Below are 21,145 nucleotides of genomic sequence, written 5' to 3' on the forward strand. Positions count from 1 at the left end.
CCCGGAAGCCAATCTTTTATCAACATATACTACAAGTAATGGCTATGGATTACTAAAAACAACCGTTCCTGGTATTGTTTACTCAGTAGAATTAGTATGTATCAGTTGTGGGGCTGCGGATGAACTTGATTTGCATCTTCCCGGACAAAGTAACGGAGATAGCCATACAGATAACGCCAGCACCAGGTGGGCTTATGAATACAGTGACAATAGCTGGTATTTACGATTCCGTTTCTTCTGGACTCCTGAATTCAAACCTCAAAATGGAGTTTCTGAAGGATTTGCAATACCAGGGAAAATAGCCTCCTGGTATATAGGTAATAGCAACCAACCCTGGATAGATTTTTTCGTTACAGCAAACTCCGTGCATTTTTACGTTGACGAACCAACCTGTGCAATGATTGCCCTGGCACAGGATGGAGGAAATGTCAGCGGCAACGAAATCAAGTTAGGCAATAATTATATTTCTGAAGTAAACAGCGGTAATACAGCGGTGGTTCCTTTTTCCATTCGAGCTGAATACTGTTACGCCAGCAAGATTACGGCTAAGTTAAAGGCTGCAAATGCTGCAAGTGATGCTAATCTTGTTGGTAAAACTTCCGGCTCCGCCTCAGGTGTGGCCGTAAAAGTCCATTCAACTTATAATGATAGTAAGGTGTTATTAAAACCTGATGGTGTCGCTGCAATAGATTATAACTTCCCGGTCTGGTCAAATAACCTACTTTATTTCCCCTTTACAGCACAACTCGTACCAGATGGCAGTGGAACGGCCATCAGTACGGGAACGTTTTCAGGTAATGCAACCTTCTCCTTTACCTATGAATAAATAAACGTTACTCCCTTCTCAAACGCACCAGCGTTCTGCTCTGGTGCGAACTTTTCTTCACACTAAAAACCATTGCCCACCTGATTTCGACTGCTAGAATGCAATCAGATCTGACTTTAGCCATCAGGATACGTTATGAAACCTACCACTATTGCTTCATTGCAGAAATATAAGCAGGAAAAAAAACGTTTCGCTACCATTACAGCCTACGACTACAGCTTCGCGAAACTCTTTGCTGATGAAGGACTTAACGTCATGCTGGTCGGCGACTCGCTGGGCATGACCGTGCAAGGACATGATTCCACCCTTCCCGTTACCGTTGAAGATATCGCTTATCACACCGCCGCCGTGCGTCGCGGCGCCCCAAACTGCCTGCTACTGGCTGACCTACCGTTTATGGCTTACGCCACACCGGAACAGGCGTTTGAAAATGCTGCTACGGTAATGCGTGCCGGTGCGAATATGGTCAAAATTGAAGGCGGCGCATGGCTGGTAGAGACTGTGCAAATGCTTACCGAACGCGCTGTACCAGTGTGCGGTCACTTAGGGTTAACGCCGCAGTCAGTGAATATTTTCGGTGGTTATAAAGTCCAGGGGCGCGGCGATGAGGCTGGCGATCAACTGCTTAGCGATGCATTAGCCTTAGAAGCGGCAGGCGCGCAATTGTTGGTGCTGGAATGTGTCCCGGTTGAACTGGCAAAACGTATTACCGAAGCGCTGGCGATTCCGGTTATCGGCATTGGCGCAGGCAACGTTACCGATGGGCAGATCCTCGTGATGCACGATGCGTTCGGCATTACCGGCGGTCACATTCCTAAATTCGCCAAAAATTTCCTCGCTGAAACGGGCGACATCCGCGCTGCTGTGCGGCAGTATATGGCTGAAGTCGAGTCCGGCATTTATCCGGGCGAAGAACACAGTTTCCATTAAGGAGTCACGTTGTGTTAATTATCGAAACCCTGCCGCTGCTGCGTCAGCAAATTCGTCGCCTGCGTATGGAAGGCAAGCGCGTGGCGCTGGTGCCGACAATGGGCAACCTGCACGATGGTCATATGAAACTGGTCGATGAAGCCAAAACGCGGGCCGATGTGGTGGTGGTCAGCATTTTCGTTAACCCGATGCAGTTCGATCGCCCGGAAGATCTGGCGCGTTATCCACGCACGTTGCAGGAAGACTGTGAGAAGCTGAACAAGCGCAAAGTCGATCTGGTTTTCGCACCATCCGTAAAAGATATCTATCCGAATGGTACTGAAACCCACACCTATGTCGATGTTCCTGGACTTTCAACCATGCTGGAAGGCGCCAGCCGTCCAGGGCATTTTCGCGGTGTTTCAACCATCGTCAGCAAGTTGTTCAACCTGGTCCAGCCAGACATCGCCTGCTTCGGAGAAAAGGATTTTCAACAACTGGCGCTGATCCGCAAAATGGTTGCTGATATGGGCTTTGATATTGAGATTGTCGGCGTGCCGATTATGCGGGCAAAAGACGGCCTGGCGCTCAGTTCCCGCAATGGTTATCTGACCGCAGAACAACGTAAAATTGCACCGGGTCTGTACAAAGTTTTAAGTTCGATTGCCGACAAATTGCAGGCTGGCGAACGAGATCTCGATGAAATCGTCGCTATTGCGGGGCAAGAGCTCAATGAAAAAGGCTTCCGCGCCGATGATATCCAGATTCGCGATGCCGACACGCTGCTGGAAGTCTCTGAAAACAGCAAACGGGTAGTGATTCTGGTCGCCGCCTGGCTTGGCGATGCTCGCCTGATCGACAACAAAATCGTCGAACTGGCGTAATACTTATACTCTAAATAATTCAAGTTGCAGGAAGGCGGCAAGCGAGTGAATCCCCAGGTGCTTACATAAGTAAGTGACTGGAGTGAGCGAACGCAGACGCAGCACATGCAACTTGAAGTATGACGAGTATAACTGGCGCTACGGCTGATGGCGCCAGTTTTGATTTGCCCCACATCATGGCAATAGCATCTGTAAGCGATTATTCATATCGCAGACAACTTAGTTAATCAGCTTATCAATCTCAGCAAGAGATAAATTTGTCACCTCTGCAACGTCTTCCCGAGACATCCCTTTACTCAGAAAACGCAGGGCGAATTCCTGACTTACCTCTTGTCTTGCCTCCTGTCTTCCCAGCTGAATCCCCTTTTCAATCCCTTTCTCTTCAAACCATTGCGCCAACGTCATCATAGACTCCCCTCCCGTTTCCCTGTCTCTCACCACACCGTAAAACAAATCCGCTTGTTCAGTATGACCGCGTTGCAGCATATAGTTTTGCATAGCAACTAACTGACTTCCGCTAGTGTACCCTTCGTCAATCAGTGTAACCAGTTGCTCCAGCAATAACATTAAGTCGCGCTGGCGAATATGTTTTTGCAACAGTTCGAGAATCGCAATCCGCCGATGTTGCATGATTTCGTCATCCGGCGTGATGGTAATATCCACCAGCGGGAAAGGATTGTTATAAACACGCCGCGCCAGCTCCGGCGAGTAAAACATATCAAACCAGCACATAGAGAGTGGATAAGGCGTGGCCTCGCCCTGATAAAACAGAATCGGCACCACCAACGACAACTTCTCGTGATCCGCTTCCAGATGTCGGTGCATGGCAGCAACAGAATAGCGCATCATGCGAAAAGCCATTTTCTTATCCGGCTTGCTTTGATGCTCAATCACAACATGCAGATAGCCGGGATTGCCCAGCATTTGCACGGAATAGAGCACGTCCGTGCTATGTCCTTTTAGGTTCTCTTCGATAAAACTCCCCGACTCAAGATGCAGCGTATCGAGGTCGCACAGTTCGCGTAATTCCGCGGGCAAATGGATATCCAGGAAGTCGCGAGCCGTCTCCGCATGCATTAAAAATTGTTTAAACACCGCATCATGCGGTGTGGTACTCGGTGCATCCATCTTCCCTGCCTTCCGTGTTGTCTTGCGTAAAGGCAGTATCCAGTCAATGATCGCCGCCGTCAGCCTTCGCTTTGTTGTTTACCGAGCAGCGCTCAGAGAAATTTCAATTAGTTACAAACATTACATGGCACGTTTCGACGCAGTACGCAAACTGCTGATGCAAATGACGTCAGATGAGTAGACACTCATCAAAAATCGGGCAATACTGCGTGAGAATTTCCTCAAAGCAGGCACCGTCTGCTTCGTTAACGACAGGGTAGAAAGGTAGAAGTTATGATTCGCACGATGCTGCAGGGCAAACTCCACCGCGTAAAAGTGACTCATGCGGACCTGCACTATGAAGGTTCTTGCGCCATTGACCAGGATTTCCTTGACGCAGCCGGTATTCTCGAAAACGAAGCCATTGATATCTGGAATGTTACCAACGGCAAGCGCTTCTCCACCTATGCCATCGCAGCAGAACGCGGTTCGAGAATTATTTCTGTCAACGGCGCGGCGGCTCACTGCGCCAGCGTCGGCGATATTGTCATTATCGCCAGCTTCGTCACCATGCCAGATGAAGAAGCTCGCGCCTGGCGACCAAAAGTCGCCTACTTTGAAGGTGATAACGAAATGAAACGTACCGCGAAAGCGATTCCGGTTCAGGTTGCCTGATAATCACCCCTGCGGCTGGTTACTCACCAGCCGCGACATCGTCTCCAGCGAATCCGTTCTTAAGATATAAAGCCGTTTTAACAACAACGGATTATCCCCCGGTTTAACTTTGCCTTTCATGGTCGTCACTGCCAGGTGAAATCCGGCATCATTTGCCGCCTTCACCGCTTTGTCATTAAATCCGCCAAATGGATAAGAAAGATACAAAACATGTGGATTAAATTGCGCCAGTGCCCGACGTGAACGTTCAAAATCAAACAGAATATTGTGCTCACTACGGCTCAGTAATATAGGCCGACGGTAACCATCTATCCGATGCAAAAAATGAGTATGTGACTGGAAATCAAATACATCACGAATTTCATTGAGCTCCGCAACGCTCATAAACTGTAGCGATTTCGGGTCCCATTTCTGTGGATGACGTTTGATGCGCGAGGTGATAATAAACGCCGTCGCTTTCATACCATATTGTTTCAAAACTGGATAAGCATAACGACTCACCGATTTAAGGCCATCATCAAAGGTAATCACCACGGCTCGCGCAGGCAGGTTAACGCTGTTTTTCACATAGCCTTCCAGCTGCGCCATACTCAGCGTGGCGTAGTCCCTGTCACGTAACCAGGTCATCTGATTATTAAATGCACGTACCGAGGTAGTGGTCGAAGTGTGGCGAAAACGGGTATTTTCTTCATCGCGTAAAATGTGGTGATAAGTCAGCACCGGCAAACCGTTATCTGGCTGCGCATCCAGCGCGCTAATATAGGCCAGGCGATCGCCAATGCGGATCTGATACCAGGTCTGATTCAATCTGTCTTTTAGTTTATTCAGAATGGGATAACGCAAATTTTCCGCCAGTACGCCAAATGGCGCACTGCCCACACTCGGCGCGTTATAGACCGGCGTGTCTTTCCAGGTAATGAGATTCTGATTACTCAGCGGTTTGTTAAGGTCACCAAGGCCATCTTCGACTTTTTGGCGGCCCTGTACCGGCTCAAGATGGCCTTTATCGATAAACCCTTTGCCGAAACCAAAATTAAACTCGTAGTAACTGGCGGCCCCTGGTTCTACAGCGAGGATTTGTCCGGCCCGGATATTCCCTACTGCCACCGTTTTGTCGCCAATCTGCGCCCAGATGGCGGCATCTTCGATTGTTTGCATATAACGAGCGGGTAATGCAGCACTGACGCTTACCGTAAACAGCATCAACAGGAGAATAACAGCTTGTTTATACATGAAAAATAACCAGGGCGTGAAACAACGCGTTTATTGTAGCAAAGCGCAGTCACGATTGCGGGCTAATACTCATACAAATTATGCTTTAGAACGAACGGCGGATTTTTTTGTTGTTGGTGCCACAAACTACTCACTTCCGGTGCGCCCAGTTCCACCATGCGATGGCGAAACTCCGCACTGGTCATTGTTTCGCGACAAGCCATCATCTGTTCAATTAACGGCAACGTAACACCAGAAATCACTTCACAGCGGGAGTGTTTGTGGCTTAGTAATGATGCGACGCGGTACGGCGGCGCTCCGGCAATATCGGTTAAAAAAATAACGCCATCACCCGAGTCTGTTTCATGTAACGCATCACACATCATGCGGCTTAACATATTGGAACTTAATCCGTGCCAGAAATTGACTGCACAGCACTGAACCAGCGCTCCGTATTTTTTTCCAGCGCGTCCAGTATCTCTTGCGCCCGGTCATCATGACAGGTAATTACCCAACCTAACATTGCCTTCCTCCTTAGCCTAAAATCAGTCTACCCTGACAATTGTTGTTAAAGGGTGATAATCGTCAAAACTCCTCTCCCCTTGCCAGAGGAGAGGACATTGCCTCAGCTACGCAGCCCGCGTCCGCGCTGAATCAGCGACCAGCAGATCAGGTAAAATGCGACAATAAAGACAACCAACACGCTAAAGGTTGTCACCAGCGGTACATCATTTATACCGAGAAAGCCGTAACGGAAACCACTAATCATATAGACGATCGGATTCAGGCGAGACAACCCTTGCCAAAACGGCGGCAATAAGGTCAGAGAGTAAAATACCCCGCCAAGATAGGTCAGCGGCGTCAGTACAAAGGTCGGAACCAGACTGATATCATCAAACGTCTTCGCAAAAACACCATTCAGCAGTCCAGCCAAAGAGAACAACACCGCCGTAAGCACCAGCGTTAAGGCAACGAATACCCACGAATGCACCTGAAATGGCACAAAGAACAGCGAAATCGCCGTCACCAGAATACCAACGAACAACCCACGCGCCACGCCACCGCCAACATATCCGGCAATAATTACGTGCGTTGGCACCGGAGCCACCAGCAGCTCTTCAATATTGCGCTGGAACTTGGCGCCGAAAAATGAGGATGCGACGTTGGCGTAGGCATTGGTGATCACCGACATCATGATCAGCCCCGGCACGATAAACTGCATATAGCTAAAGCCATGCATATCGCCAATGCGCGAACCAATCAGGTTGCCGAAGATAATAAAGTAAAGGGTCATGGTGATGACCGGCGGCACCAGCGTCTGCACCCAGATACGCATAAAGCGATGAATTTCTTTCGCCCAGATGCTTTTTAGCGCCACCCAGTAAAGATGCATCATGCGCGATCTCCTTGTTTTTCGTTAACCAGTGAAACAAACAACTCTTCCAGTCGGTTAGCTTTGTTACGCATACTTAATACCTGAACGCCCTGCTCGCTTAACTGTGTGAACACACTGTTGATGCCCTGCTCGCGCAGGACTTCAACTTCCAGCGTGGCGGTATCGACCAGTCGATACTGGTAGCCATCGAGCTTCGGTAATGGGCTTTTCGGTGCGAGATCGAGAATAAAGGTTTCCGATTTCAACTTCGCCAACAGCGCCTTCATCGAGGTATTTTCCACCAACTCACCGTGTTGAATAATGCCGATATTGCGGCACAGCATTTCTGCTTCTTCCAGATAGTGCGTGGTGAGAATTATCGTGGTGCCTTTGTCGTTTAAATCCTTCAAAAATCCCCACATTGAGCGGCGAAGTTCAATATCCACGCCGGCGGTCGGTTCGTCGAGAATCAGAAGTTTAGGTTCATGCATTAACGCACGAGCGATCATTAAACGGCGTTTCATCCCGCCTGATAACATCCTCGCACGTTCGTTACGTTTCTCCCATAAATCGAGCTGTTTAAGATATTTTTCGCTGCGAATGTACGCTTCTTTGCGCTCTACACCGTAGTACCCCGCTTGATTCACCACAATTTGCTGCACGGTTTCAAACGGGTTGAAGTTAAATTCCTGCGGCACCAGTCCCAACTGACGTTTAGCGTTCACGACATCTTTCTCGAGATCGTAACCAAATACGCTGACCCGCCCGGAGGTTTTATTGACCAGTGAGCTGATGATACCAATAGTGGTCGATTTCCCGGCCCCGTTCGGCCCGAGAAGCGCATAAAAATCTCCCGCTTCGACCTGCAAATCTATTCCACGAAGCGCCTGAACGCCGCCTGGATAGGTTTTTTTAAGCTGTTGAAGTTCCAGTGCAATGGTCATAAATTTTTACTTACCTTACGTTCTTACACTTTATCTGTGGTTTAAATCGTCCCGGAGTTGCCCTATATTAGCCAAACGTAATTATTTGGTTACAGGTCGTTAACCTCCATGAAAGACATAGATACACTCATCAGCAACAATGCACTATGGTCAAAAATGCTGGTGGAAGAAGATCCCGGGTTTTTTGAGAAACTGGCACAAGCGCAAAAACCGCGCTTTCTATGGATTGGATGTTCCGACAGTCGCGTTCCTGCAGAACGTTTAACCGGTCTTGAGCCGGGCGAACTCTTTGTTCACCGTAATGTTGCTAACCTGGTCATTCACACCGATCTCAACTGCCTCTCCGTGGTTCAGTATGCAGTGGATGTTCTCGAAGTTGAACACATTATTATCTGTGGCCACTATGGTTGCGGCGGTGTGCAGGCTGCTGTTGAAAACCCGGAACTGGGGCTTATCAACAACTGGCTGTTGCACATCCGCGATATCTGGTTCAAACATAGCTCATTGCTCGGCGAAATGCCGCCAGAACGTCGTCTGGATACGCTGTGCGAACTGAACGTCATGGAACAAGTGTATAACCTGGGCCACTCCACCATTATGCAGTCATCATGGAAGCGCGGGCAGAAAGTGACCATTCATGGCTGGGCCTACGGCATTCACGATGGTTTACTGCGTGACCTAGATGTCACCGCCACTAACCGCGAAACCCTGGAGCAACGTTACCGCCACGGGATTTCCAACCTCAAGCTGAAGCACATCAATCACAAATAAATTCGCCATGCCGGATGCGATACATCCGGCATATCCGCACTTACTCGTCCAGCAGCACCACTTTGCCGATGTACGGCAGATGACGGTAACGCTGAGCGTAATCAATACCGTAACCCACCACAAATTCATCCGGGATCGAGAAACCGATAAATTCTACGGGGACGTTCACTTCACGACGGGACGGTTTATCCAGCAGCGTACAAATCGCCAGCGATTTCGGTTCGCGCAGGCTTAAGATTTCACGCACTTTCGACAGTGTATTACCCGAGTCGATGATATCTTCAACAATCAACACGTCCTTGCCACGGATATCTTCATCTAGATCTTTGAGGATTTTCACATCACGGGTGGTGGACATGCCGCTACCGTAGCTGGAGGCGGTCATAAAATCGACTTCATGAGATACCTGAACTTCACGGCACAGGTCCGCCATAAACATAAATGAGCCACGCAGCAGACCAACCAGCACCATATCGCTGCCGCTGTCTTTGTAACGCTCAGTAATCTGACGACCCAGTTCGGCGATACGCGCTTTAATCTCCGCTTCGGGGATCATTACTTCTACAGTATGTTTCATATCTCTAACCATATGATTTAAAAACAAATCACTTCGCACGGGCGGGTTTCGGCACCGCAACAAAGCGCAAGACATGCAGTATACCAGCAAAACTATTCATAAGCGGAATCCGTTAATAAAGTTCAATTTGTGAAAAGAAACGCATTGGTACGCCGCAGGACAGCATGTCGTTCCCGATGCCCGTTCCGGTACCGTTCAATATGGGAATGCCGATGCTGGGCGGGCCGATCTCTACTGCGGGTAATGTGCTGTTTATCGCCGCTACGGCAGATAACTACCTGCGCGCTTACAACATGAGCAACGGTGAAAAACTGTGGCAGACTCGTTTACCCGCAGGGGGCCAGACAACGTGCGCTTTGTTCATGCCGGATGCGGCGTGAACGCCTTATCCAGCCTACAAAACTTGCAAATTCAATATATTGTGCGTAGGCCTGATAAGCGTAGCGCATCAGGCAGTTTTGCGTTTGTCATCAGTCTCATGCCCGGAGATATCCGGGCATATTCTCGAATACAGCCTTTTTATACCGTAAATCCTAACATCATCCCGGTATCTTCATGCTCCAGCAGGTGGCAGTGCGCCATATAAGCATGTTCTTTCGGCGCATCGTGGTTGAATTTCACTAATACTTCACTGACGCCACCTTCAACCCTCACCGTATCTTTCCAGCCTGCACGATGCGTCGCTGGCGGTTTGCCATTTTCCGACAAGATACGGAACTGCGTACCATGGATATGGAACGGATGCAGCATCATGTCACCCACGCCAGAAATAACCCAACGTTCGTATTGCCCTTTCGCCGCCGCAAACATCGGCTTGTTCATATCAAACGCCTGACCGTTGATTTTATTGGCATGATGGAAATCGAACTTACCGCCGTGGTTCATATGATTCATATTACCGTGCCCCATATGGCCCATCATCTGGCTGTGATCCATCCCGGTCATCGCCTGATCGCCATATTTCTCCATCAGCATCTGCATACCCATCATATCGAGCATCGGGTCCATAGAGAGTTGCAGCTTACGTACCGTCAGCCCTTCCAGCGAAGGTAACGCCGGCAGACTACTTAATGCGTCAGGTAAGGAACCAGAAGCACTAATGGCAATCGGCTGAATACGCATTACCGGATGCGGCTTATCAAACGGCGCAATCGCCATCCCCATCTGGCTGACCGGCAGTGTGACCAGATCAAACGGTTTATTGTCGTTAACCTCCACCAGCACTTCAAAACGCTCGCCCATCAGCACCGGCAGCTCGCTTACCTTCACCGGTTCAGGCAGCAAACCACCATCACTGGCAATGACATACAGTGGACGATTGTCGCTGGTAGCGAAATTAAGCGAGCGAGCATTACAGCCATTGAGCAAACGCAGACGCAACCAGCCGCGCGGCGCAGCGTGTTGTGGGTAGATAACGCCGTTGGTCAGCAACGTATCGCCAAACCAGCCAACAGCTGCGGTCATCACATCCAGTTGATAATCAATCTGCCCGTCGGCGCTAAATTTTTTATCCTGAACGATCACCGGGACATCATCGATACCCCACTGTTTCGGCAGCATTAATTTCAGGATCTCGTCATCTTCAATGACAACCAGACCAGCCAGCCCCATCGCCACCTGACGTCCGGTTTTACCGTGTTGATGTGGATGGAACCAGCAGGTAGCGGCAGGTTGATCGACGTTCAGCGTCACCGTGCGTTTACTGCCAGGCGGAATAATTCCCTGCGGGCCGCCGTCGACTTCACCCGGTATTTCCAGCCCGTGCCAGTGCAACGTCGTCTCTTCCGCCAGTTGGTTATAAATATCAACTGTCACCGCTTTGCCACGCTGTAATTTCACTGCTGGCCCTAACAAATTGCCGTTATACCCCCAGGTCGTCGCCGTTTTCCCGGCGAAAGTGGACTGGCCTGCGCCAATGGTCAACTGGATGCGATTACGGGCATCAGTGGCGAGCAAATCAGGGATCGGTAATGTGGGGCGTTCGGCGGCAAAAACTGCGCGGCTCCACAACGGCAAAGCCGAAGCCACGCCCAAAGCGACAGAATATTTTAAGAAATCACGACGTTGCATAGTTATTTCCTTATTCTCAAGCAGGCGAAACAAAATTAAACGTTGAGGATAGTCCTTCCCCTTACGGGAAGGTCAAGCCGCAGACACACAATTTAATCGACAATAATGGTCGTCGCCTCGCTCGCAGTGTGCTAACGTTTACTCTCTTTAAGCCCCTGGTAGAAGCAATGAAGACGTTTTTCAGAACAGTGTTATTCGGCAGCCTGATGGCTGTATGCGCAAATAGTTACGCGCTCAGCGAATCTGAAGCCGAAGATATGGCCGACTTAACGGCAGTTTTTGTTTTTCTGAAGAACGATTGTGGTTACCAGAACTTACCTAACGGGCAGATTCGTCGCGCACTGGTCTTTTTTGCCCAGCAAAACCAGTGGGATCTCAGCAACTACGACAACTTCGATATGAAAGCCCTCGGTGAAGATAGCTATCGCGATCTCAGCGGTATCGGCATTCCTGTCGCCAAAAAGTGTAAAGCCCTGGCCCGCGATTCCTTAAGCCTGCTTGCCTACGTAAAATAATTCCTGATACCTTTTTGTAGAAACATTGACCGTGCATCCACGGTTAATGTTAGCTATTATGTTGCGCCCTTTTTTTACGGGTGTTAACAAAGGAGGTATCAACCCATGGCCGAAAAGAAACGGTGGCATGAAACGCTACACGACCAGTTTGGGCAGTACTTTGCTGTAGATAACGTTCTGTATCATGAAAAGACCGATCTTCAGGATCTGATCATTTTTGAAAACGCCGCATTTGGTCGCGTGATGGCGCTGGATGGTGTAGTACAAACCACCGAGCGCGACGAGTTTATCTATCATGAGATGATGACCCACGTGCCGCTACTGGCCCACGGCCACGCGAAGCATGTGCTAATCATCGGCGGCGGCGACGGCGCCATGCTGCGTGAAGTGACCCGACACAAAAACGTTGAGTCAATCACGATGGTGGAAATCGACGCGGGTGTCGTGTCGTTCTGCCGTCAGTATCTGCCTAACCATAACGCCGGTAGCTACGACGATCCGCGCTTTAAACTGGTGATCGACGATGGTGTCAACTTCGTTAATCAAATCAACCAAACCTTTGATGTGATCATCTCCGACTGTACCGATCCCATCGGCCCCGGCGAAAGTCTGTTCACTTCTGCATTTTATGAAGGTTGCAAACGCTGCCTGAATCCTGGCGGTATCTTCGTCGCGCAGAACGGCGTCTGCTTTTTACAGCAGGAAGAAGCCATCGGCAGCCATCGTAAACTCAGCCATTACTTCGACGATGTTGGCTTTTATCAGGCCGCAATCCCGACCTATTACGGCGGCATAATGACCTTTGCATGGGCAACCGATAACGACGCATTACGCCATCTCTCAACCGAAATTATTCAGGCACGTTTTCTCGCCTCTGGTCTGAAATGTCGTTATTACAATCCGGCAATCCACACGGCAGCTTTTGCCTTACCCCAGTATCTGCAAGACGCACTGGTTTCACAGGCGTCCTAAGGAGAAGATAAGAAATTGAAAAAACTAAAACTGCATGGCTTTAATAATCTGACCAAAAGTCTGAGTTTTTGTATTTACGATATCTGCTACGCCAAAACCGCAGAAGAGCGCGACGGTTATATTGCTTATATTGATGAACTCTATAATGCCAACCGCCTGACCGAAATCCTGTCAGAAACGTGTTCCATTATCGGGGCCAATATTCTTAACATAGCCCGCCAGGATTACGAACCACAGGGTGCCAGCGTGACGATTCTGGTGAGCGAAGAACCCGTCGACCCGAAACTTATCGACACAACGGAACATCCCGGCCCATTGCCAGAAGCCGTCGTCGCCCATCTCGATAAAAGCCATATTTGCGTACATACCTACCCGGAAAGCCATCCTGAAGGCGGATTATGTACCTTCCGCGCCGATATTGAAGTCTCCACCTGCGGCGTAATTTCCCCGCTGAAGGCGCTGAATTACCTGATCCACCAGCTTGAATCCGATATCGTGACCATTGATTATCGCGTGCGTGGATTTACCCGCGATATTAACGGCATGAAACACTTTATCGACCATGAGATTAATTCAATTCAGAACTTTATGTCTGATGATATAAAGGCGCTGTATGACATGGTGGATGTAAACGTCTATCAGGAAAATATCTTCCATACCAAAATGCTGCTTAAAGAATTCGATCTTAAGCATTATATGTTCCACACCAAACCGGAAGATTTAACCGCCGACGAGCGCGAAGAAATTACCGCTGCGCTGTGGAAAGAAATGCGCGAGATTTATTACGGGCGCAATATGCCAGCCATTTAACGGCTCTGGCGGAGCACGGAAGCTCCGCCAAATTTATCTACTTCTGCTGAACGAAATTACGGTAAGCCGCCACCACCTGAAGAAAATCCTCAACGCCGCACAGCGACAAGCTTTCTTCGTCGTAGTAGTTCATCCCTTCTTCCATCTCATCGCCAGCGAATTCCAGTTGATTGGCGCGAACCATGACCTCTTCGCCGTCCATCCACAGGGTGTATTCGTGCCCTGCCCGCTGCCAGGAACGTTCGCTGCCTTTCAGTGCGTGCGCCGCTTGTTCCACTTCATCAAGCAAAGCCAGGTTTTCTTTCACCTCTTCATTAAACCAGTGCCCAACCACTTCATGCCCCATGGACATACGCACCTTTACCACTCCGGTAATATCGCGCAGAAATTCGTAATCCATAGTGTGTTCCTCAGCTCCCGGCAATGCGCCGAAATCGCATTGCGCCATTGATGTAATTATCGCAGCCTTACAGGAGAAAAACAGCGTAACGGCGGTGGTTTAGAGATAAAAAATGCCCGGGAATCACATTCACCGGGCATTGGCGCATTTATGCACTGCGCGTGCGCTTACTTATTAAACCGCAGTCTGGAAAATCACTCCGTCCGCTTTCTCGGTGTACTGAGAAAGCTGGTTGAAGTTCAGATAACGATAAGTATCGACGGCGGTTTTATCTACCTGCGCCACGTAGGTCTGGTACTCTTCCGGCGTTGGCAGTTTGCCAATCAGCGCCGCAACAGCCGCCAGTTCCGCAGAAGCCAGGAAGACGTTCGCGCCCGTCCCCAGACGGTTCGGGAAGTTACGGGTAGAGGTGGAAACCACCGTCGCACCGTCTGCTACACGCGCCTGGTTACCCATACACAGGGAACAGCCTGGAATTTCGATACGTGCGCCACTCTTACCGAAGACGCTGTAGTAGCCTTCTTCGGTTAGTTGCGCGGCGTCCATACGCGTTGGCGGCGCCACCCACAAACGGGTCGGTAACTGGCCTTTGTGCGCATCCAACAGTTTACCGGCGGCACGGAAGTGACCGATGTTAGTCATGCAGGAACCGATAAACACTTCGTCGATTTTCTCGCCCTGTACCGCAGACAGCGGACGTGCGTCGTCAGGATCGTTCGGTGCACAAAGGATCGGCTCTTTAATATCCGCCAGATCGATATCGATCACCGCCGCATATTCCGCATCTGCATCGGCTTCCAGCAGCTCAGGATTCGCCAGCCATTTTTCCATGCCCTGAATACGACGCTCCAGAGTACGACGATCGCCGTAACCTTCCGCGATCATCCACTTCAGCAGGACGATGTTGGAGTTCAGGTATTCAATGATCGGTTCTTTGTTCAGCTTGATAGTACAACCAGCGGCAGAACGCTCGGCGGACGCATCGGTCAGCTCAAATGCCTGCTCAACTTTCAGATCCGGCAGACCTTCGATTTCGAGGATGCGACCAGAGAAAATGTTTTTCTTACCTTTCTTCTCAACGGTCAGCAGGCCTTGTTTGATGGCGTACAGCGGGATGGCGTGTACCAGATCGCGCAGGGTGATGCCCGGCTGCATTTTGCCTTTAAAGCGTACCAGAACGGATTCCGGCATATCCAGCGGCATCACGCCAGTCGCGGCAGCAAACGCCACCAGACCAGAGCCCGCCGGGAAGGAGATACCGATCGGGAAACGGGTATGGGAGTCACCGCCAGTACCCACGGTATCCGGCAACAGCATACGGTTCAGCCAGGAGTGGATTACGCCGTCACCAGGACGTAAAGACACACCACCACGGTTCATGATGAAATCTGGCAGCGTGTGGTGGGTGGTGACGTCGACCGGCTTCGGATACGCCGCGGTGTGACAGAAGGACTGCATCACCAGGTCAGCCGAGAAGCCCAGGCACGCCAGGTCTTTCAGTTCATCACGGGTCATTGGGCCGGTGGTGTCCTGAGAACCGACAGAAGTCATTTTCGGTTCGCAGTAAGCGCCCGGACGAATGCCTTTCACGCCACAAGCACGCCCCACCATTTTCTGCGCCAGCGAGAAGCCACGATTGCTTTCCGCAACATCTTTCGCCTGACGGAACACATCGCTGTGCGGTAGACCAAGTGCTTCACGCGCTTTGGTCGTCAGGCCGCGACCGATAATCAGCGGAATACGACCACCGGCACGCACTTCATCAATTAGCACGTCGGTCTTCAGTTCGAAGGTTGCCAGCAGTTCGTTGGTTTCGTGGTTACGCACTTCACCTTTGTATGGGTAAACGTCAATCACGTCCCCCATATTCAGGTTAGAGACGTCCACTTCAATGGGCAGTGCACCCGCGTCTTCCATCGTGTTAAAGAAGATTGGCGCAATTTTGCCGCCAAGGCACAGACCGCCACCGCGTTTGTTCGGTACATGCGGAATATCGTCGCCCATAAACCACAGTACGGAGTTAGTAGCGGATTTACGCGAAGACCCCGTACCCACAACGTCGCCGACATACGCCAGCGGGAAACCTTTCTGTTGCAGGGCTTCAATCTGTTTGATCGGGCCAACAACACCCGGCTGGTCTGGTTCGATCCCTTCGCGAGCATTTTTCAGCATCGCCAGAGCGTGCAATGGGATATCCGGGCGCGACCACGCATCCGGTGCCGGAGAGAGATCATCGGTGTTGGTTTCGCCAGTCACTTTAAAGACGGTAACGGTCAGTTTTTCAGCCAGTGCCGGGCGATTCAGGAACCATTCGGCATCAGCCCAGGACTGCATGACCTGCTTAGCATATTTATTGCCGGCTTTGGCCTTTTCTTCTACGTCATAGAAGTTATCGAACATCAGCAGCGTATGGGACAGGGCTTTGGCTGCGATCGGCGCCAGTGCAGTGTCGTCCAGCGCATCGATCAGCGGATGAATGTTGTACCCACCCTGCATGGTACCCAGCAACTCAATAGCTTTTTCCGGGGTCAACAGTGGGGATTTGGCTTCACCTTTCGCGACAGCAGCCAGGAAGCCAGCTTTGACATAGGCAGCTTCATCGACGCCAGGGGGAACACGGTTGGTTAACAGATCTAACAGGAATTCTTCTTCGCCCGCGGGCGGGTTTTTCAGCAGCTCGACAAGCGCGGCCATTTGGTTTGCATCCAGGGGTTTGGGCGCAATCCCCTCAGCGGCACGCTCAGCTACGTGCTTACGGTATTCTTCTAGCACGACGGTTCTCCTCGCTCTCATTGTCATAGTGCGGCAGGCGATTCTCTTCACGCTCCTGTGAGACAGCAGTTTGTAGGGTAAATGCCCATTACCGCAGCGGGCAGAATAGCAGGATTTTGACGATGTGTTAATCTGTTTACAAAAAAGCAACATAAAAAAGTCGCTGAATCGTTAAGGATGGTCCAGAGATTGTTTCCCTCCGTAAAAACTTCGTTAATTCGCATGATGATAATCACCTTTCTCAATGAATCCCAAGATTAGTCAAAATTTAAACTACCGCCTCTTTATACTCGGATTCACAGCACCTGCGGGTGGCAGTTCGTCGACCCTTGTGATTTCCTTGAGATCAGGACTATGAAAATAACTTTGCCGTTTAAACCCCATGTGCTGGCGCTAATTTGCAGTGCTGGACTTTGTGCCATTTCCGGTACGTTGTATGTAAAAAGCCGCACAGTGGAAACGCAAGTGGCACCACAAGCAGCGCCTGACGTCGCTGCCGTTACGCTTCCCGCAACAGTTTCAGCGCCGCCCGTAACGCCCGCCGTCGTCAAAACTGCCTTCAGCACTGCGCAAATCGATCAATGGGTTGCTCCTGTCGCGCTGTATCCCGACGCCCTGCTTTCACAAGTGCTGATGGCATCGACCTATCCGGCAAATGTCGCCCAGGCCGTGCAGTGGTCACACGATAACCCGCTCAAACAAGGTGATGCCGCTATTCAGGCGGTATCTGATCAACCGTGGGACGCCAGCGTCAAATCGCTGGTGGCTTTTCCACAGTTAATGGCATTGATGGGCGAGAATCCTGAGTGGGTACAAAATCTGGGGGATGCTTTTCTGGCACAACCACAAGAGGTGATGGATTCGGTACAGCGCTTGCGTAAACTGGCGCAACAAACTGGATCACTGAAGTCGTCGGTGGAGCAAAAGATCATCACAACAATGAAAAAAACCGTACCGACAAATCAAACTGCCACCGCCCCCATCACACAATCCAATACCGTTTCTACATCCAGCCCCGTCATTGCAGAGCCAGCACAAACCGTTATTTCGATTGAACCCGCCAACCCAGATGTCGTTTACATTCCGAACTACAACCCAACTGTTGTTTACGGTAGCTGGGGCAATACCGCCTATCCGCCAGTTTACCTTCCGCCACCTGCGGGGGAACCGTTTGTCGACAGTTTCGTGCGCGGATTCGGCTACAGCATGGGCGTCGCCACGACATACGCGTTATTCAGCAACATCGACTGGGATGATGACGATCATGACCATCATCATCATGACGATGATGACAACCATCACCACGACGGCGGTCATCATGACAGTAATGGCTGGCAACACAACGGTGACAACATCAATATCAACGTCGACAATTTCAACCGTATTACTGGTGAGCATCTTACTGACAAGAATATGGCATGGCAGCACAATCCAAACTACCGCGATGGTGTGCCTTATCATGATCAGGATATGGCTAAGCGCTTTCATCAAACCGATGTTAAAGGCGGTATGAGCGCCACACAGCTTCCTGCACCGACACGTGATAGCCAGCGTCAGGCGGCAGCAAGCCAGTTTCAACAACGAACACATTCCGCACCAGCGACCACGCAAGAGACTCAACGTCAGGCTGCAGCACAGAAGTTTAATGAAGCTGAACACTATGGCAATTATGACGACTTCCGCGAGTTCAGCCATCACCAGGCTCCGACCCAGCAACAAAAGGACGCCGCTCGTCAACGTTACCAGTCCGCCACGCCTGAACAACGCCAGGCGTTTCGCGAGAAAATGAACGAACATCCATTAAGCCAGCAACAAAGAGATTCGGCTCGTCAGCGTATTCAGTCCACCACACCCGAACAGCGGCAGGCGTTTCGCAATAAAATGCAGACGAATCCGCAGAATCAGCAACAGCGTGATAACGCCCGTCAGCGCATTCAATCAGCTACGCCTGAGCAGCGTCAAACTTTCCGGCAAAATGTGCAGAAAAATAACCCGAATCTGTTTAACAACAATCACAATCGGACTAACGGACAAGAACAAAATTTACTGCGCAATGAAGGTAGCAGTCGAACCGGCAAGTTGAATGATGAACAACGATCGGCAATACGCGAACGCGTGGCGGAACGCCCGATAAGACATTTTGCAAGGTAGTGTTCAGGAGTAAAAAAACGATCAGGATCGCCGCTTGAGACTGATGACAAATGCCTGATTGCCCGATGCGCAAGGTTATCTTGCCTACAGCCAAATGGATTTGCTGCAGATAATGAGTTAAGGCAAACACATTGAGATCAATAAAACCAGACAACGCTGGTCTTATTGATGACTCAATTGCGCGACCATTACTAATGCGCGGCAACAGCAGACCTTGTACTACTCATCGCCGCTTCATCCGCGCTGATACTGCCGGAGTTAGTGGCCCAAACCCCTTCCTGAGTTTTGGTGATCGCCTGATGTTGCGAATTCAAATCCTGTCCCATAGCGGCGATATGGGTGCTTTCCGTCCCTCCGCTATTGGTCGCCCATGGGATCACCGGATCAGCAGCAACAGCCATGCCTGAAAATACGGCTGCGGTTAATACAACGGTAGTCAGAAACGCTTTCATCTTACACCTCACGAATGGCTTATATTTTCAAATAATTTTCACACTATAAGTTTAGTTTGTTATTACCAACCAAATATCGACAAGATGTAGCGATTTATTTCTCTGAAACAACGACCAGCAATGCGTTATTGCTTTGCTCAATTTCATCCATAAAAAAAGCGGCTGCTTTAGCCGCTTCAGATTGCAGACAAAATGCCCACACTATTTTGTCGGATGACGATATCTTTATTATCCGGTCTACAATCCCCTGAAAATTTAATAAATTAGGGCAGCGTTATAGACCGGATAACGCGATTATTTCTTCTTCGCTTTCGGGTTTGGCAGGTCGGTGATGCTGCCTTCGAACACTTCTGCCGCCAGGCCCACAGACTCATGCAGAGTCGGGTGCGCGTGGATGGTCAGCGCGATGTCTTCAGCGTCGCAACCCATTTCAATTGCAAGACCGATTTCACCCAACAGCTCGCCGCCGTTGGTACCGACAATTGCACCACCAATCACACGGTGAGATTCTTTGTCGAAAATCAGCTTGGTCATACCGTCTGCACAGTCGGAAGCGATAGCACGACCAGAAGCAGCCCACGGGAAGGTGGCGGTTTCATAGCTGATGCCTTTCTCTTTCGCTTCTTTCTCAGTCAGGCCCACCCATGCAACTTCTGGTTCGGTATAGGCGATAGACGGGATAACTTTCGGATCGAAGTAATGTTTCTTACCGGCGATAACTTCAGCGGCAACGTGACCTTCATGAACACCTTTGTGCGCCAGCATCGGCTGACCGACGATATCGCCGATAGCAAAGATGTGCGGTACGTTGGTACGCAATTGTTTATCCACGCGGATAAAGCCACGATCGTCCACTTCTACGCCAGCTTTGCCCGCATCGATGTTTTTACCGTTCGGCACACGACCAATCGCGACCAGCACGGCGTCGTAACGCTGCGGTTCTGCCGGGGCTTTTTTGCCTTCCATCGTCACGTAGATACCGTCTTCTTTCGCTTCAACGGCGGTAACTTTGGTTTCCAGCATCAGGTTGAATTTCTTGCTGATACGCTTGGTGAAGACTTTAACGATGTCTTTATCGGCAGCCGGGATAACCTGGTCGAACATTTCAACCACATCAATCTGTGAACCCAGCGCGTGGTATACGGTACCCATTTCCAGACCGATGATACCACCGCCCATAACCAGCAGGCGTTCTGGCACTTCTTTCAGTTCCAGCGCGTCAGTGGAGTCCCAGATACGCGGATCTTCGTGCGGAATAAATGGCAGTTGGATCGGGCGAGAACCCGCTGCGATGATCGCGTTGTCGAAGTTAATGACGGTTTTACCGTTCTCACCTTCAACTTCCAGGGTGTTAGCCCCGGTGAATTTACCCAGACCGTTGACCACTTTGACTTTGCGGCCTTTCGCCATACCAGCCAGACCGCCGGTCAGCTGAGTGATCACTTTCTCTTTCCAGGTACGAATCTTGTCGATATCGGTTTTCGGCTCGCCGAAGACGATACCGTGTTCAGCCAGCGCTTTGGCTTCTTCGATAACTTTTGCTACGTGCAGCAGTGCTTTAGAAGGGATACAGCCGACGTTCAGGCAAACACCGCCGAGGGTGTTGTAGCGTTCTACGATTACGGTTTCCAGACCTAAATCAGCGCAACGGAAGGCAGCAGAGTAACCTGCGGGGCCTGCCCCAAGTACCACGACCTGAGTTTTGATTTCAGTACTCATCATG

19 protein-coding genes and 2 pseudogenes are annotated in these 21,145 nt (G+C 50.3%); 10 read left to right on the forward strand and 11 right to left on the reverse strand.

Features of this window, described 5'->3' with window-relative positions:
- The 3 genes from EA14781_RS00715 to panC form a co-directional block, all read left to right on the forward strand.
- A partial coding sequence (locus tag EA14781_RS00715) for a fimbrial protein (RefSeq protein ID WP_042335285.1) occupies positions 1-826 on the forward strand: 826 nt, incomplete at its 5' end.
- 135 nt (positions 827-961) lie between these two features.
- Positions 962-1,756 carry a 3-methyl-2-oxobutanoate hydroxymethyltransferase gene (gene panB, locus EA14781_RS00720; protein WP_000805478.1) on the forward strand — a complete coding sequence of 265 codons (795 nt, stop codon included), beginning with the start codon at positions 962-964 and terminating at the stop codon, positions 1,754-1,756.
- Positions 1,757-1,767: 11 nt separating this feature from the next.
- The gene (gene panC / locus EA14781_RS00725; RefSeq protein WP_000905403.1) at positions 1,768-2,619 is read left to right on the forward strand and encodes a pantoate--beta-alanine ligase; all 852 of its coding nucleotides are present in this window, start codon (positions 1,768-1,770) and stop codon (positions 2,617-2,619) included.
- 219 nt (positions 2,620-2,838) lie between these two features.
- Here panC and EA14781_RS00730 read toward each other — a convergent pair whose 3' ends face one another.
- The gene (locus EA14781_RS00730) at positions 2,839-3,747 is read right to left on the reverse strand and encodes an Rpn family recombination-promoting nuclease/putative transposase (protein WP_000339896.1); all 909 of its coding nucleotides are present in this window, start codon (positions 3,745-3,747) and stop codon (positions 2,839-2,841) included.
- Between the two features lie 273 nt (positions 3,748-4,020).
- Between EA14781_RS00730 and panD the strand changes: the two genes are divergently transcribed.
- A complete protein-coding gene (gene panD, locus EA14781_RS00735; RefSeq protein WP_000621509.1) occupies positions 4,021-4,401 on the forward strand; it encodes an aspartate 1-decarboxylase in 381 nt (126 codons plus the stop codon).
- 3 nt (positions 4,402-4,404) lie between these two features.
- On the opposite strand, the gene EA14781_RS00740 is transcribed toward panD, so the two are convergent.
- From EA14781_RS00740 to EA14781_RS00755, 4 genes and pseudogenes are all read right to left on the reverse strand, one after another.
- Complete coding sequence (locus EA14781_RS00740) at positions 4,405-5,634, reverse strand: polysaccharide deacetylase family protein (protein WP_000277950.1); 1,230 nt, start codon at positions 5,632-5,634, stop codon at positions 4,405-4,407.
- A 62-nt stretch (positions 5,635-5,696) separates the two neighbouring features.
- Positions 5,697-6,136 (reverse strand): annotated as a pseudogene (locus tag EA14781_RS00745) (PTS sugar transporter subunit IIA).
- A gap of 102 nt (positions 6,137-6,238) precedes the next feature.
- A complete protein-coding gene (locus EA14781_RS00750) occupies positions 6,239-7,009 on the reverse strand; it encodes an ABC transporter permease (RefSeq protein WP_000972204.1) in 771 nt (256 codons plus the stop codon).
- Entirely contained in the window at positions 7,006-7,932 is a 927-nt protein-coding gene (locus EA14781_RS00755) for an ABC transporter ATP-binding protein (protein WP_000150633.1), read from the reverse strand. The genes EA14781_RS00750 and EA14781_RS00755 overlap by 4 nt, the downstream gene beginning before the upstream one ends.
- A gap of 108 nt (positions 7,933-8,040) precedes the next feature.
- Between EA14781_RS00755 and can the strand changes: the two genes are divergently transcribed.
- Positions 8,041-8,703 (forward strand): carbonate dehydratase, encoded by a 663-nt coding sequence (gene can / locus EA14781_RS00760; protein WP_000651597.1) that lies wholly within the window; start codon positions 8,041-8,043, stop codon positions 8,701-8,703.
- Positions 8,704-8,743: 40 nt separating this feature from the next.
- Here the strand turns inward: can and hpt are convergent, their stop codons facing one another.
- Positions 8,744-9,280 carry a hypoxanthine phosphoribosyltransferase gene (gene hpt / locus EA14781_RS00765; protein WP_000683336.1) on the reverse strand — a complete coding sequence of 179 codons (537 nt, stop codon included), beginning with the start codon at positions 9,278-9,280 and terminating at the stop codon, positions 8,744-8,746.
- Between the two features lie 134 nt (positions 9,281-9,414).
- Between hpt and EA14781_RS00770 the strand changes: the two are divergent.
- Positions 9,415-9,660, forward strand: a pseudogene (locus EA14781_RS00770) (hypothetical protein); the annotation flags it as partial.
- A gap of 139 nt (positions 9,661-9,799) precedes the next feature.
- Here the strand turns inward: EA14781_RS00770 and cueO are convergent.
- Positions 9,800-11,350 carry a multicopper oxidase CueO gene (cueO, locus tag EA14781_RS00775; protein ID WP_001189583.1) on the reverse strand — a complete coding sequence of 517 codons (1,551 nt, stop codon included), beginning with the start codon at positions 11,348-11,350 and terminating at the stop codon, positions 9,800-9,802.
- A gap of 167 nt (positions 11,351-11,517) precedes the next feature.
- Between cueO and EA14781_RS00780 the strand changes: the two genes are divergently transcribed.
- The 3 genes from EA14781_RS00780 (at position 11,518) to speD (ending at position 13,647) form a co-directional block, all read left to right on the forward strand.
- Positions 11,518-11,865 carry a YacC family pilotin-like protein gene (locus EA14781_RS00780; protein ID WP_000846616.1) on the forward strand — a complete coding sequence of 116 codons (348 nt, stop codon included), beginning with the start codon at positions 11,518-11,520 and terminating at the stop codon, positions 11,863-11,865.
- 105 nt (positions 11,866-11,970) lie between these two features.
- Complete coding sequence (speE, locus tag EA14781_RS00785; protein ID WP_000818483.1) at positions 11,971-12,837, forward strand: polyamine aminopropyltransferase; 867 nt, start codon at positions 11,971-11,973, stop codon at positions 12,835-12,837.
- 15 nt (positions 12,838-12,852) lie between these two features.
- A complete protein-coding gene (gene speD, locus EA14781_RS00790) occupies positions 12,853-13,647 on the forward strand; it encodes an adenosylmethionine decarboxylase (protein WP_000734296.1) in 795 nt (264 codons plus the stop codon).
- 37 nt (positions 13,648-13,684) lie between these two features.
- Here speD and yacL read toward each other — a convergent pair whose 3' ends face one another.
- Together yacL and acnB are read right to left on the reverse strand one after the other, a co-directional pair.
- Positions 13,685-14,047, reverse strand: coding sequence for a protein YacL (gene yacL / locus EA14781_RS00795; RefSeq protein ID WP_000384306.1), 363 nt, complete (start codon positions 14,045-14,047; stop codon positions 13,685-13,687).
- Positions 14,048-14,221: 174 nt separating this feature from the next.
- On the reverse strand, positions 14,222-16,819 hold the full coding sequence (gene acnB / locus EA14781_RS00800; RefSeq protein WP_038430069.1) for a bifunctional aconitate hydratase 2/2-methylisocitrate dehydratase: 2,598 nt from the start codon (positions 16,817-16,819) through the stop codon (positions 14,222-14,224).
- Positions 16,820-17,173: 354 nt separating this feature from the next.
- On the opposite strand from acnB, the gene EA14781_RS00805 reads away from it, so the two are divergent.
- The gene (locus EA14781_RS00805) at positions 17,174-18,970 is read left to right on the forward strand and encodes a DUF3300 domain-containing protein (RefSeq protein ID WP_000705179.1); all 1,797 of its coding nucleotides are present in this window, start codon (positions 17,174-17,176) and stop codon (positions 18,968-18,970) included.
- A 191-nt stretch (positions 18,971-19,161) separates the two neighbouring features.
- On the opposite strand, the gene EA14781_RS00810 is transcribed toward EA14781_RS00805, so the two are convergent.
- Positions 19,162-19,422 (reverse strand): hypothetical protein, encoded by a 261-nt coding sequence (locus EA14781_RS00810; RefSeq protein WP_000643168.1) that lies wholly within the window; start codon positions 19,420-19,422, stop codon positions 19,162-19,164.
- 294 nt (positions 19,423-19,716) lie between these two features.
- A complete protein-coding gene (gene lpdA, locus EA14781_RS00815; protein ID WP_024164639.1) occupies positions 19,717-21,141 on the reverse strand; it encodes a dihydrolipoyl dehydrogenase in 1,425 nt (474 codons plus the stop codon).
- Positions 21,142-21,145 lie beyond the last annotated feature (4 nt).

The sequence above is a fragment of the Escherichia albertii NBRC 107761 = DSM 17582 genome, assembly GCF_000759775.1.
GTDB lineage: Bacteria > Pseudomonadota > Gammaproteobacteria > Enterobacterales > Enterobacteriaceae > Escherichia > Escherichia albertii.

What these genes read in the sequence shown, in the direction of transcription:
- panB (WP_000805478.1), top strand. Translation starts at nt 962, where the DNA reads ATGAAACCTACCACTATTGCTTCATTGCAGAAATATAAGCAGGAAAAA.
- EA14781_RS00730 (WP_000339896.1), bottom strand. Translation starts at nt 3,747, where the DNA reads ATGGATGCACCGAGTACCACACCGCATGATGCGGTGTTTAAACAATTT.
- panD (WP_000621509.1), top strand. Translation starts at nt 4,021, where the DNA reads ATGATTCGCACGATGCTGCAGGGCAAACTCCACCGCGTAAAAGTGACT.
- EA14781_RS00740 (WP_000277950.1), bottom strand. Translation starts at nt 5,634, where the DNA reads ATGTATAAACAAGCTGTTATTCTCCTGTTGATGCTGTTTACGGTAAGC.
- EA14781_RS00750 (WP_000972204.1), bottom strand. Translation starts at nt 7,009, where the DNA reads ATGATGCATCTTTACTGGGTGGCGCTAAAAAGCATCTGGGCGAAAGAA.
- EA14781_RS00755 (WP_000150633.1), bottom strand. Translation starts at nt 7,932, where the DNA reads ATGACCATTGCACTGGAACTTCAACAGCTTAAAAAAACCTATCCAGGC.
- can (WP_000651597.1), top strand. Translation starts at nt 8,041, where the DNA reads ATGAAAGACATAGATACACTCATCAGCAACAATGCACTATGGTCAAAA.
- hpt (WP_000683336.1), bottom strand. Translation starts at nt 9,280, where the DNA reads ATGAAACATACTGTAGAAGTAATGATCCCCGAAGCGGAGATTAAAGCG.
- cueO (WP_001189583.1), bottom strand. Translation starts at nt 11,350, where the DNA reads ATGCAACGTCGTGATTTCTTAAAATATTCTGTCGCTTTGGGCGTGGCT.
- EA14781_RS00780 (WP_000846616.1), top strand. Translation starts at nt 11,518, where the DNA reads ATGAAGACGTTTTTCAGAACAGTGTTATTCGGCAGCCTGATGGCTGTA.
- speE (WP_000818483.1), top strand. Translation starts at nt 11,971, where the DNA reads ATGGCCGAAAAGAAACGGTGGCATGAAACGCTACACGACCAGTTTGGG.
- yacL (WP_000384306.1), bottom strand. Translation starts at nt 14,047, where the DNA reads ATGGATTACGAATTTCTGCGCGATATTACCGGAGTGGTAAAGGTGCGT.
- EA14781_RS00805 (WP_000705179.1), top strand. Translation starts at nt 17,174, where the DNA reads ATGAAAATAACTTTGCCGTTTAAACCCCATGTGCTGGCGCTAATTTGC.
- EA14781_RS00810 (WP_000643168.1), bottom strand. Translation starts at nt 19,422, where the DNA reads ATGAAAGCGTTTCTGACTACCGTTGTATTAACCGCAGCCGTATTTTCA.
- lpdA (WP_024164639.1), bottom strand. Translation starts at nt 21,141, where the DNA reads ATGAGTACTGAAATCAAAACTCAGGTCGTGGTACTTGGGGCAGGCCCC.